This window comes from Pedobacter sp. UYEF25, from assembly GCF_054061655.1.
Window position 1 is genome coordinate 121,467 of record NZ_JBSSEL010000006.1, and the last position, 13,090, is coordinate 134,556.

Genomic DNA, 13,090 nt, shown 5'->3' on the forward strand with positions numbered 1-13,090 from the left:
TTATGATTAATACTTTGGATACAGACAATAAATTTATTGAAATAAATTACAATCCTTTTGGATACGGGAAAGAAATTCAAAAAGTTATCGCCTTAAATGAATCTCAAAAAGAATTGTGGCTTTCTTGCATGATCGGCCAAAAAAACGCAAATCTTGCATATAACGAATCTATTTCATTAAAATTGCACGGAAAGTTTGATCTGGATGCGTTCAAAAAAGCAATTGAATATTTAATTCAGTCTCATGAAGCACTGCGAGCAAACGTTTCTACGAATGGAGAAAGCTTAATAATTTTTCGAAATATAGACACAGACATTGTTTATACTGATTTCTCCAACATCGACCCAAATTTATTAAAAGATGCACTTAAATCTTTCATTAAGCAAGAAATAAGTATCCCATTCGATTTATACAACGATGTTTTATTTAAACTCTTCGTCCATAAAATTGACGAGGAAACGAACTATGTAACCTTAATCATCCATCATATCATTGGCGATGGTTGGTCGATCGGGATTTTGTTGGAAGACCTAAGTTCATTCTATAACAGTATTGTAAAAGGTACTATTCCCTTTATAGAGAATAAAGAACAAATGAGCACTTATGCAAAAGAAGTTATTGCTTTTAATAAAACTGATGAGTATAAACAGACACAAGATTTTTGGATTAATCAATACAAGGATGGCGTTCCTACACTAAATCTCCCAACAGATTTTAGCAGACCTTCCATAAGAACCTACGAAGGAAAACGAAACGACTATCTGTTAAACGATACCCTGTATTCAAATATTAAAAATCTTGCCTCAAAAGCAAACTGCAGCGTTGTAACTACTTTAATTGCCGCCTTCGAAATATTTTTATACAATCAAACCGGACAGGAAGATATTGTTCTTGGTTTGCCGGCAGCCGGTCAACTTGCAAGTGAGCAATTTAGGGTTGTTGGCCATTGTGTAAACCTACTTCCGTTAAGAAGTAAAATTTTACCCGAAATCCCATTTATCGAGTTTTTAAAGAAAAGACGAGATGAGATGTACGATGTGTATGACAATCAACGGTTAACATTTAGTGAATTGCTAAAGAAATTAAATATTAGAAGAGATCAATCTACCATTCCGCTAGTGCCTATTGTATTTAACGTGGATAAGGGCATGGACGACAACGTGAAATTTGAAGGTTTAAGGCATGAAATTTTTTCTAATCCTCGGGTTTGTCAAACATTTGAAATTTCCTTAAACGTAAACGGTTCCAAAGACGCGGTATTTTTTGAATGGGCTTATAATACACAATTGTTTAAATCTGAAACGATTGAAAGAATGATGTTCGATTTTGAGAACCTGCTTGTAGCATTTACCTCCAATCCAGAAGTTTTAATAAAAGACGCTTTTATCGATAGCAATCCTTTCCCAGAGATTACACCAAATGTTGTAGATTATCCACACAACGTTACAATAGTTGATTTATTTATAAAACAGGTACAGGAAAACCAACATAAAAAGGCTGTAGTTTTCGAAAATAAATATCTAACTTATAGGCAGTTAGATGAAAAATCAAACCAGATTGCAAATTATCTTATAGAAAGAAATATAGGCAACAACTCTATTGTTCCAATATGTGTGAAGCCTTCTCTAGAGATGATTGTTGCAATTTTAGGAGTATTGAAAACAGGTGCCGCTTATGCACCTATTGATGCAGAATCTCCTTCGTTTAGAGCTAAACAACTTACAGACGATTCTGAAAGTAGTTTGATGATTATTGATACGGAGAACTCCATTAGATTGGGCGACTTTTTATCGATTGATATGATAAAAATCGATGAGTCGGCAGATCAAGTTTGGGATGCGTCAAAAGCAGCTCCTCCAGTAAAAATTGAGCAAACAGATTTAATTTATGTCATTTATACCTCCGGATCTACAGGAAGTCCGAAAGGCGTAATGATAAAACATGAATCAATAATAGACTATCTGTATGGGTTGAAAAGTAAACTTCCCGTCGTTACTAGCTGTCAAAGTTTTGCACTTGGTTCCTCCATTTCAACAGACTTAGGAAATACAACGCTATTTAGCGCACTTACAAACGGTGCCGAGTTACATATTTTTAGCAAAGATAGATTCAATAATATATCTTTCATTCATCATTACTTCGATACTCATAAAATAGACTTTTTAAAAATAGTTCCCTCCCATTGGAAATATCTTACTTTAAAAAACAAGGAGCTATATCCTAAAAAACTGCTGATGTTTGGGGGAGAATCACTGCCAGGAACATACATCAAATTAATACGAAATAGTGATTCTAAGTGCCTAATTGTGAATCATTACGGACCAACAGAAACAACAATCGGCAAACTTCTTCATATCGTAAATAAAGACCACCATTATCCTAAAACGGTTCCGATTGGAAAGCCATTCTCAAATACTGACGTTTATGTATTGAACAAATACTTCAAACGCTGTCCGATTGGTTTGCCCGGAGAACTTTACATCAGTGGAAACGGTGTGGCGGAAGGATATTTAAAAAACGACGACATAACAAAAAAATCATTCATCAAAAATATTCGAATCGACATTAATGAAGTCGTTTATAAAACAGGGGATTTGGTGCGCTGGTTACCAGATGGAAACATAGAATATCTTGGTAGAATTGATGATCAAATCAAAATAAGAGGAAATCGAATCGAACTCGGAGAAATTCAAAATACTTTACAACAGCATAGCGAAATAAAACAATGTGCGGTCCTGACTGAAGACACGTTAGGTGACGAAAAGCAACTAATAGCATACATAGTGTCGGATATTGAGCTAGACAAGGATGGTATTATTGCTTTTTTGAGAGATAGGCTTCCAGAATATATGATTCCTAGAGTGTTGATTAGAATTGACAAAATTCCCTTAACGTCGAATGGAAAAATAGATAGGAAGCTACTTCCAGTACGAGACTTATTAAATATTGTAGAAGAAAACGTTTTTATTGCACCGAAAAATAAAAATCAGGAACTTATAGCTCGTATATGGGGAGAGGCGCTGGGCATTAAAAAAGTGAGCATAAAAGATGATTTTTTTGAATTAGGTGGCCATTCGATGATTGCAATTAAAGTAATGATAGAAGTTGAAAAACAATCTGGAATACGCTTACCGCTTTCTACATTATTTGAAAACCCTACTGTCGAAAAACTTGCTACGTTACTAGAAGTAAAAGCAGATAAACAGCTGGATTCTTTGGTCGCAATTAAAGCGACGGGAAGCAAACCACCAATATATCTTGTGCACGGAGGCGGAATGAACGTGCTTGTTTTCAGATCTATGGCTCAATATTTAGACCAAGAACAACCAGTTTACGCACTTCAGGCATTGGGTTTAAATGGAGAAACAGTTTTTTACTATTCAATCGAAGAAATAGCTAAAAAATATTTATCAGAGGTTTTGCTGCAGAATCCCGATGGTCCTTTTCAATTAACAGGCTATTCATTAGGAGGAAAAATTGCTTTCGAAATGGCAAAACAGTTAAGAGCTATGGGGAAAACGGTGAAAATGCTTGGTATTTTCGATACGTATCTTCACAAACAAGAAGTCGGTTTATCAAAAATAATGTCTAAAATTGAACGACAGTTTAGAAAAGTCCCTTTTATAATGGACCGATTGATAAGCGCTCCGGGAGAAACAATTAAATATCAAACGCTAATTGCAAAAACTAAACTTGCAAACAAAATAGGCCGTGAAATTCCTTCAGACGAAATTTTTACGTACAATAAGGAAATGATAAATGCCTACGACATTGCAGCTGCTACCTATAAGATGCAACCAATTGACGTTCCAATTCAACTGTTCAGAGTGGAGAAAAGAATTTATTTTCTTGATGACCCAATATATTTAGGATGGAGAAATTTTACCTCAGAACGAGTAGACATTCATGAAGTGCCTGGCGACCACAAAACGTTTTTATTTCCACCAAATGATAGCGCATTTGCTAAAATTCTGCAACAGGTGTTAGATGATGCTGAATAAATGCGACTGGGTAGATTTCGAACGCCAAACAATAAATCTAGATTGTACCTCTATTTTTAAGATTAAAATCCCAGATGTGCTTGCTGAAGTACGTAAATATTATGGTCGACTCCTTTCAGAGGACGAAAAAATAAAAGCAAATCGTTTTAGATTTTTAGCTGATTTAGAGCGGTTTTCGACCGCCAGAATTGCACTTAAATTATTACTCAAACATTTATCTGGTGCTTCTGCTGATGAAATAGTTTTAGAACTATCTAAAAATGGAAAACCTTCTTTTCGGAACCTAGAATTTAATTTAGCACATAGCGGAGATTATGTGCTTATTGCCCTGTCCAACAAACCTATAGGTATAGATGTCGAGATTCCAAAAGAGCACTTTGATTTTAGTGTAATTCTTAAAAATACTTTTAGTGTTGAGGAAATAAATTACATCAACCAAAACCAAAATAGCAAAAAAAGCTTTTTGATTTTGTGGACAAGAAAAGAAGCACTACTAAAGGCAACCGGCGAAGGCTTAACAGAGGATCTGCCAACCATTTCTGTTTTGAATAATACTATAAAAAGAATGGACTCGACTTACAATTTGCACTCTTTTAAAATTAACGATTCAGATATTGCAAGTGTTGCGCTAAACGGCGCACTAGTTAGACTTAGCACATATAATATATTGCCTTCATTCTTTACTGCTTGCGTCAATGAGTAAACCCTCGGCTATAATAATTGGAGCTGGAATTGCAGGCATTGCTTCATCTATCCGATTTGCGATAAAAGGTTACAATGTGTCAGTGTTTGAGGAAAATGAAAAACCAGGCGGCAAACTCGGCGAGCTAAGTTTAGATGGATTTCGTTTTGATACTGGGCCAAGTCTCTTTACTATGCCGCAATATGTAGATGAACTTTTTATCCTTGCGGGAAAAAATCCGCGTAATTATTTTGACTATTTTAAACTAGAAGAGATTTGTCGGTATTTTTATGAAGATGGACTACGCTTAAATGCTTTTGCCGAGGTCCAAAAATTTGCGGATGAAGTTGGCAACAAGACAGAAAGTAATCGAACAGAAGTTTTAAATTTCTTAAAAAAGAGCGAGAAAATTTATGAAGTAACGGATAAGGTTTTTTTACAACGCTCCCTTCATAAAGTAAAGAGTTACTTGCATTGGGATACGTTAAAATCAGTGTTAAACTTTGGTAAAATCGATGCCTTCAGAACACAAAGCGAAGCCAACAATGCCATGTTTTCCGATGAGCGAGTGACCCAATTATTTAACCGCTACGCAACGTACAACGGATCTAATCCTTTTCAAGCGCCTGCTACCTTAAATGTAATTCCACATTTTGAGTACGGTTTTGGTGCGTTTTTACCAAACGACGGCATGTACTCCATCGTAAATGCACTGGTAAAACTTGCAAGGGAATTGGGAGTGAAATTTAGTTTTAAACGTAGGGTAGACGAAATCATTTATTCAGATTTAGGTAAAGGGCAACGCGTTGAAGGTGTAAGGTGCGATGGAAAAATTTTTAAATCTACAGTGGTTGTTTCTAATTTAGACATTTACTTTACCTACAACAGGTTATTAAAAAATATGCCTGCTCCGAAGAAAATCCTGTCTCAAGAACGGAGCAGTTCTGCCTTAATATTTTATTGGGGGATACGAGGGAACTTTCCGGAGCTAGATGTGCATAACATTCTTTTTTCTCAAAACTACGAAGAGGAATTCGACTACATTTGGAAAGAGAAATCAATTTCTCCAGATCCTACCATTTACATAAACATTACCTCAAAAATAATTAGAGGCGATGCCCCACAGGATTGTGAAAACTGGTTTGTGATGATTAATGTGCCCGCAAATGACGGTCAAGTTTGGGAGAAGTTAATTTCGACAGCTAAAATAAACATCTTAAAAAAAATAAATCGTACTTTAAAGATCGATATAGAAAAACACATAATCTGCGAAAGAATTTTAGACCCAATTAAAATTGAAGAAAACACGGGCTCATTTCAAGGATCTCTTTATGGAAATAGTTCCAACAATCAATTTGCTGCCTTTTTAAGACACCCTAATTTTTCATCCAAAATAGATAACCTGTATTTCTGTGGCGGCAGTGTTCATCCTGGTGGAGGCATTCCTTTGGCGCTGCTGTCGGCGAAAATTATCGACGAGCTCAGTTAAGTTTACATTTCCAGAATAAAAAATAGCTGACATTGAACTGAATTTATCCCTGCATTGAAAGCCTATATTTGCAGCTTTAATAACTTCAAAATATTTTTATGAATTTTCATACCCGAAAATGGATCAAGCCCGAAGACCTCAACCCAAATGGCAGCTTATTTGGCGGAAGTTTGCTAAAATGGATTGATGAAGAGGCAGCTATTTATGCCATTTGTCAATTGGAAAACTCTAGAGTTGTTACCAAATACATGTCCGAAATAAATTTTGTAAGTTCTGGGAAGTTAGGAGACATTATAGAAATGGGCATTACGGCCACTGGCTTCGGCCACACATCATTGACAATGTGCTGCGAGGTGCGAAACAAAATTACGAAGAAAAGTATCTTAACGATTGATAAAATTGTGTTTGTAAATATGAACGATAATGGTGAGCCAAGCGCACATGGAAAAACTGAAATTAAGTATATGAAACCTTAAGAAGCCCAAAGGTTTCATTTAAGACGCTTTTTTAGAGGATTGCTAAAAAGCCATCTAAGTCTAAATTAAACCCATCAACAATAACTTCTGCTCGGCGGTAGAATTTGTTGCGTTCCTGAAGCTTTCCCTCAATAAAAATCAAAAGTTCTTCGTCGTTCATATTTTTTATTAGTGGACGCTTGTCTCTGTTTTGAAGTCTAGAAACTAATTGGGCAGGTTTCATTTCTAGATAAACTGTTTTACCGTTGGCTCGCATCCAATCTATGTTATCGAAAAAACATGGAAGTCCGCCACCCGTTGCCACGACACAGCGATCGGGATAAGGAAAATCTTTCAATGTTTCAGTTTCAAATTGTCTAAATTTTGCTTCGCCAAACTCGTCAAAATAATCGGCAACAGACTTGCCTGATCTTTTTTCAATCTCTGAATCTAAATCTATTACAGGGCAATTTAGTTTCTGCGCCAACTGTTTCGCCTTGGTACTTTTTCCACAGCCCATAAAACCTATTAAAAAGACTTTCATTAGATTCAACTTGTTTTTAAATAAATATAATCTGTTACCGGCGGCTCGATTCCGTTATCACGAAAGAGCATCACAATTTGTCCGCGATGATGGGTTGAGTGATTGAAAACATGAAAAAGAATATCTCTAACAGCACTTGTACCATTCAGCCCTTCAGAGTCGATATAATTTACTTTTTGATTTAGAGAAATTTGATCCAAAACTTCTCTAAATAGAACGAAATTCTGTTCATGAACACCTCCGAAATCGTCGAGCAAATGGACTTGAAAAAAAGAAAACTTAGATTTCCTATTTAACATTCGACTTGCCCAAATATGTTGCGCGTTCAACACATGAGAAAATAGAGCCAAAGCCTGCGGAGGGCTATTTTTTGTGCTTGTAAAAACTTCAATAATCCTATTGTCTGCTTCTTGGCAATAGTCTAAAATTGCTCTTATCATAATTAAACCAGTTTAACTCTTGGATCTAGATAGGCATAAAGAATATCTACCAATATATTTATCAAAACAAAAACAAGTGCGATAAATAAAATAGAGCCCATAACTACAGGAAAATCAGACATTTCTAGGGCGGCAACAGTTGTTCTACCCAATCCGTTATAACCAAAAATATATTCTACAAAAAATGATCCGGCCAAAAGGGATGCAAACCAACCAGAAATCGCCGTGATTACTGGGTTCAATGCATTTTTCAGGGCATGTTTGTAGAGTATTTTATTTCGCCCCAAACCTTTTGCTTTTGCGGTACGAATGTAATCTTGTGCAAGTACGTCGAGCATTGCAGTTCTCGTTAGCTGGACAATAATTGCCAGTGGCCGTAAACCTAAAGTAATCATAGGCAATAGAAGATTTCTTAAGCTCAATACTTCTCCTTTAAATGGATCATAACTGTAAAGACTTCCACTCATCCGCAACCCTGTATAGTCACTTAATAAAAAGCCAAATACCCAGGCAATGATAATTCCTGCAAAAAAAGAAGGAGCAGAAATGCCTAAAATTGCAAATGAATTTGCTGCTCTATCTATAAAAGTATCTTTGTAGACTGCAGAAAGCACCCCTAAGAAAACACCTATGACCGTGGCAAAAAGCATTGCGGTAATCGCTAAAATAAAAGTATTCGGGACGGTTTCAGCTAGAATAGAAACTACATCTCTTTTAGTTTGATAGCTGCTACGCAAATAAGGAAATTTTATTACTAATGTTTTCTCTCCGAAACTAAAAATTTTAGCATATTGATATTTTTTTTGAGCGATAGAAGTGTTTTCTTCGACACTTAAGGGAGATAAATCGCTTATATAAAGCAAAAACTGCATGGGCTTAGACCTATCTAATCCAAACTCTTTACGTACCGCTTCTAAAGACTGCACGTCGGCACGTTGTCCGAGAGTCATCCTAGCAGGATCACCTGGCAATATGTTGAAGAGCACAAAAACTACCGTAATGACGCCCGCCATTACCAACATTCCGTAACCTAATTTCCTTAAAGCGTACCCAAACATCTTATTTATTAAAATATTTTTTGCTCAACTCGTCAAAGCTTGGTATTTGATGCATACTCCATTTATTTACAATCACCCCATTTTTAAAAAGTAGAATGCCAGGATTTGACCTAATCATACTTTTTAGCGGAACAGCATCTGCGTAAAAAATCTCTGCGAAAAAATTATTTCTTTTAACAAAATCGGATGCAGTTTGAGCGGAGGTTGAGGTAAGCAACACACTTCTAATGTTAAACTGTTGTGTAGCGTTTAAAGCAAGCGCGTTTAACTTTCCAATCGCACCTTCATCGGTGTCAGTTAGATTGTATGCTACAAATACGAGATTATAATATGGATTTTCAATAATTTCTTTGGTATAATCCGTACCAGAAGCATCCCCAATAATCAGATCTTTAATTTCAGGTTCATAACCTTTCTTTATTAACTTTTGCTCTGGATCGCCAATAATTTCCCAATTCTCGTCTTTCCAAATTTCCGTTTTTACGTAGTCCTTATCAGTTAATTTTTTTTGCTCACCGGTTTTTTTGTTTTTCATCTGATAAACAATTTCATATTCATCTGGCTTTTCTCCCGCAGGAATAACCATCAACGATGGAACGTTTGCGCCCACTTTATAAGGCAGAAAATCAATTATTGGCAAAAAATTAAGTGTGTAAACCCCAAAAGCAAACGAAAAAAATGTAACCACCGCAAGCAATAATTTTTGGGTTTTAGACCCTTTAATTATTGGTCTGATAAATTCTCTATGTCTAAATAAGAACACAATCATTAACAGTAGGATTAAATCTTTGCTAAAAGATTGCCATGGAGTTAAGGGAATAGCGTCGCCGAAACAGCCACAGCTTGTAACCACTTTGAAAGCTGCAGACACAAAGGTTAAGAGTGTAAAAAAGACAATTAGAATCAATAATCCCCAAACTACTTTTTTGGACCAAAAGCCGAACAAGAGCAAAGTGCCTAATATTACCTCCAATGTACAAAGTAAAATGGCAATACTTGTTGCAAAATTACCTAAAAACCCAATTTGAAATACTTCGAAATATTCTTGTAATTTATAGCCAAAACCAAGCGGATCGTTTGCTTTAATAAGCCCGGAAAAGATAAATAATAGTCCGACAAACAAACGGAAAATAATGATGGTATTTTTTTTCATTGCTACTTTAAACTAAATTATTTAGCGCCTAATTTAATCAAAGCAAAAACTGCATAATTTAACATGTCTTGATAATTGGCCTCCACTCCTTCTGAAGCAATGGTTTCTCCATCGTTATCCTCAATCTGCTTAACACGTAATAGTTTCATCAATATCAAATCGGTCAGTGAACTGATGCGCATATCCCTCCAAGCTTCGCCATAATCATGATTTTTTGCGAACATCAACGTCTTTGTTTCTAGTATTTTTTGATCAAAAAGATGTTCGACCTTTTCATAAGCCAGATCGGCTGGATCGCTCGGTCTTAAAGACAACTGCAGCATTGCAATTACACAATAGTTTACAATGCCCACGTACTCAGAACCTACATTTTCATTCACTTTACTGATCTTCTTTTCCTCTAAGGTTCTTATGCGTTGAGCTTTAATAAAAATTTGATCTGTGATAGATCTTGGTCTTAAAATTCGCCAAGCTGTGCCATAGTCTTTAGTTTTTTTTAAAAACAACGATCTACATATGGCTATCACGTTATCAAATTCAGCGGAAGTATTTGTAGTATCCAATTGAAAAATTTATTATTTAAAATGTATTTTTGTGCCCTTCGGCACGACGTCTAAAGATACATTTTTATGGCGAAACCAAAATCTCGGAAATTATGAAGCGACAAGAAAGTTTTCTGGATCCGAAAGAAAGCTTAAATCTAAATGGCAGAATTATCTCGTTAAAAACGCCAAAGGTGATGGGCATCTTAAACTTGACACCTGATTCTTTCTATGCTGAAAGCAGAATATCTGCTACTGATCAAATCTTGAAAAAAGTTGAACAGTTTCTAACTGAGGGCGCTACTTTTATCGATATTGGCGGATATTCGTCCAGACCAACTGCTGAAAATATTTCTTTAGACGAAGAATTAGAAAGAGTAATTAATCCCATCAAACTGATTGCGAAAACCTTTCCTAAGGCTATTATTTCGATAGATACTTTTAGAGCTGAAGTAGCAAAATGTGCCATAAATGCTGGAGCGCAACTAATAAATGACATTTCGGCTGGCACTTTAGATGAGCAAATGTTTGCTACTGTTGCAGACCTAAATGTTCCATATATTATGATGCATATGCAGGGAAGCCCACAGAATATGCAGAAAAACCCGACTTATAAAAATGTGGTTTTAGATGTGCTCGAATTTTTTACAACTAAAACTGCGGAACTCCTCAAACTTGGTGTTAAAGACGTAATTATAGATCCAGGATTTGGCTTTGGCAAAACATCAGTCCATAACTATGAATTACTACGAAATTTAGATTCCGTTAAAATACTAGGTTTGCCAATCATGGCAGGTCTTTCTCGAAAGGGAATGATTTACAATCCATTAAAAATTACCGCTCAACAGGCGTTAAATGGTACAAGTATTCTAAACACGGTGGCATTGCAAAACGGCGCCAGCATTCTGCGCGTACACGATGTTAAAGAGGCAATAGAATGCATAACCCTTATGGGATTACTAAATCAATATTGACACGTTTGATATAGAGCACCTCAAAACACCTGCACATAAAGCGAAAACAGTTTCTTATCTTGCAGCCACATGAGACCCTTCGACTTTGATTTTCTAAAAGTTTCTGCAACAGATATCGTAGACATCGTTCTTGTGGCTTTGCTACTCTACTACGTATATACGCTCATCCGCAATACGCTTGCGGTGAACCTTTTGGTTGGTATGTTTATCATTACCGTTTTCTATTTTGTAGTTAAGGCGCTACATATGGAGTTGCTGACCACAATCATTGAAAAATTTATGAGCGTTGGTATCATTGCGCTTATCATTATTTTTCAACAAGAGATTAGACGATTTCTGCTCCTTATAGGAAAAAATGCATTTCTGCAAAAAAATAAGGCATGGTGGGGTTATTTATTTGGGAGAAAAGACATAGAAGCTAATAATTTAGCTCGGATTAAGCCCATTATCGATGCTTGTAAAACAATGAAGAAAACAAGAACGGGAGCATTGATCGTATTTGTTAAATTTTATGATGAACAGTATTTCGCAAATAGCTGTGAATATGTCGATGCAAAAATTTCTAAACGTTTATTGGAAAGTATTTTTCAAAAATACAGCCCGCTACATGATGGCGCTGTAGTTATTTCAGAGAACAAAATAAAAAGTGCAAGTTGTATTTTGCCGCTCACCGATAACGATCAGCTTCCACCACAATTTGGCTTGAGACACAGGGCAGGAATTGGAGTGTCTGAGACAACAGATGCTGTGGCAGTTATCATTTCAGAAGAAACTGGAGAAATATCTTACGCAAAGCAGGGTAGGGTGCGAATGAATGTATCTTTCGGAGAACTAGAAAAGTTGCTTAATAAAGATTTTTAAAGCTAATTTTCAGTTTTTGAGTAGTGCCATAGTTGAAAAGATATTTCTTAATTTTCTGTTATGGGCGTTCCCGGGGAAAAAACCCCGGTCGGGTTGTGCGGGGGTTCGCTTCGCTACCGTGCCAAAAAAAATTGGCACCAAGCCCCTACCACCCCTAACGCAAAAAAGCAGTCAGAAATAAAAAAATTTCGCTGTATTTCCCATCTCTGAGACCGACTTCCGACGCCTGACTTCCGCTTCTAAATTCCGATTAATGCGTGAGGGACAGTAGTGAAAATCCTTTTGCCTAAAGGTTCTTTTGGGGTTTGGGAAGCAAAAGATTGTAACGGATTGCCCGACCCTTGCGCAGCTTGGGACACGCCCAAAAAACTAAGAAAAAATGTTAAAAAAAATGGCAAATCGTTTAGAAACGAATTGCCAATATTAAATTTTTTGATTCTTAAATTAACAATACTCTTCAAAAGCACCTATTAAATTATCGGCAATCATCTGTGCCGGACGACCTTCAATTTGGTGGCGTTCTATCATATGAACCAATTTTCCATCTTTAAACAAGGCCATAGCAGGAGATGACGGAGGAAAAGGCATCATATGACTTCTTGCTTGATCAACCGCATCTTTTTCCATTCCAGCAAAAACTGTTACCAATCTATCTGGATGTTTTTCATTTGCAGCAGCGGCTTTAGCAGCTGGCCTTGCGTTTGCGGCGGCACAACCACAAACAGAGTTTACAACCACAAAAACAGTTCCTTCGCTATTGATGGCTGCATCTACCTCAGCAGCCGATTTAAGCTGTTCGAAACCAACACTTGTTAATTCTGCACGCATTGGTTCTACTAAATATTCTGGATACATATCTATTATTTTAAATTGAAAACTAATTTACAAAAA

General features: G+C 36.3%; 12 protein-coding genes. 6 read left to right on the top strand and 6 right to left on the bottom strand.

Annotated elements, in window-relative coordinates:
- Window positions 1-2: 2 nt before the first annotated feature.
- From ACVWYG_RS07950 to ACVWYG_RS07965, 4 genes are all read left to right on the top strand, one after another.
- The gene (locus ACVWYG_RS07950; protein ID WP_457269647.1) at window positions 3-4,001 is read left to right on the top strand and encodes a non-ribosomal peptide synthetase; all 3,999 of its coding nucleotides are present in this window, start codon (window positions 3-5) and stop codon (window positions 3,999-4,001) included.
- On the top strand, window positions 3,988-4,704 hold the full coding sequence (locus tag ACVWYG_RS07955) for a 4'-phosphopantetheinyl transferase family protein (RefSeq protein WP_457269648.1): 717 nt from the start codon (window positions 3,988-3,990) through the stop codon (window positions 4,702-4,704). Before ACVWYG_RS07950 ends, ACVWYG_RS07955 begins: the two co-directional genes overlap by 14 nt.
- Window positions 4,697-6,172 carry a 1-hydroxycarotenoid 3,4-desaturase CrtD gene (gene crtD / locus ACVWYG_RS07960; protein WP_457269649.1) on the top strand — a complete coding sequence of 492 codons (1,476 nt, stop codon included), beginning with the start codon at window positions 4,697-4,699 and terminating at the stop codon, window positions 6,170-6,172. The genes ACVWYG_RS07955 and crtD overlap by 8 nt, the downstream gene beginning before the upstream one ends.
- 98 nt (window positions 6,173-6,270) lie before the next feature.
- A complete protein-coding gene (locus ACVWYG_RS07965; protein WP_457269650.1) occupies window positions 6,271-6,648 on the top strand; it encodes an acyl-CoA thioesterase in 378 nt (125 codons plus the stop codon).
- Between the two features lie 31 nt (window positions 6,649-6,679).
- Here the strand turns inward: ACVWYG_RS07965 and ACVWYG_RS07970 are convergent, their stop codons facing one another.
- The 5 genes from ACVWYG_RS07970 to ACVWYG_RS07990 are packed head-to-tail and all read right to left on the bottom strand — an operon-like array spanning window position 6,680 to window position 10,385.
- A complete protein-coding gene (locus tag ACVWYG_RS07970) occupies window positions 6,680-7,171 on the bottom strand; it encodes a shikimate kinase (RefSeq protein WP_457269651.1) in 492 nt (163 codons plus the stop codon).
- A 5-nt stretch (window positions 7,172-7,176) separates the two neighbouring features.
- On the bottom strand, window positions 7,177-7,611 hold the full coding sequence (locus ACVWYG_RS07975) for a DinB family protein (RefSeq protein ID WP_457269653.1): 435 nt from the start codon (window positions 7,609-7,611) through the stop codon (window positions 7,177-7,179).
- A gap of 2 nt (window positions 7,612-7,613) precedes the next feature.
- Window positions 7,614-8,669: an ABC transporter permease gene (locus tag ACVWYG_RS07980; RefSeq protein WP_457269654.1), complete on the bottom strand. Its 1,056-nt coding sequence runs from the start codon at window positions 8,667-8,669 to the stop codon at window positions 7,614-7,616.
- Between the two features lies 1 nt (window position 8,670).
- Window positions 8,671-9,822 carry a BT_3928 family protein gene (locus tag ACVWYG_RS07985; protein WP_457269655.1) on the bottom strand — a complete coding sequence of 384 codons (1,152 nt, stop codon included), beginning with the start codon at window positions 9,820-9,822 and terminating at the stop codon, window positions 8,671-8,673.
- A 17-nt stretch (window positions 9,823-9,839) separates the two neighbouring features.
- On the bottom strand, window positions 9,840-10,385 hold the full coding sequence (locus tag ACVWYG_RS07990; protein WP_457269657.1) for a DUF1599 domain-containing protein: 546 nt from the start codon (window positions 10,383-10,385) through the stop codon (window positions 9,840-9,842).
- 92 nt (window positions 10,386-10,477) lie between these two features.
- Between ACVWYG_RS07990 and folP the strand changes: the two genes are divergently transcribed.
- Together folP and cdaA are read left to right on the top strand one after the other, a co-directional pair.
- The gene (folP, locus tag ACVWYG_RS07995) at window positions 10,478-11,338 is read left to right on the top strand and encodes a dihydropteroate synthase (protein ID WP_457269658.1); all 861 of its coding nucleotides are present in this window, start codon (window positions 10,478-10,480) and stop codon (window positions 11,336-11,338) included.
- 69 nt (window positions 11,339-11,407) lie between these two features.
- A complete protein-coding gene (gene cdaA / locus ACVWYG_RS08000; protein ID WP_457269659.1) occupies window positions 11,408-12,199 on the top strand; it encodes a diadenylate cyclase CdaA in 792 nt (263 codons plus the stop codon).
- Between the two features lie 444 nt (window positions 12,200-12,643).
- Here the strand turns inward: cdaA and ACVWYG_RS08005 are convergent, their stop codons facing one another.
- On the bottom strand, window positions 12,644-13,054 hold the full coding sequence (locus ACVWYG_RS08005) for a BrxA/BrxB family bacilliredoxin (RefSeq protein ID WP_457269660.1): 411 nt from the start codon (window positions 13,052-13,054) through the stop codon (window positions 12,644-12,646).
- Window positions 13,055-13,090: the final 36 nt, after the last annotated feature.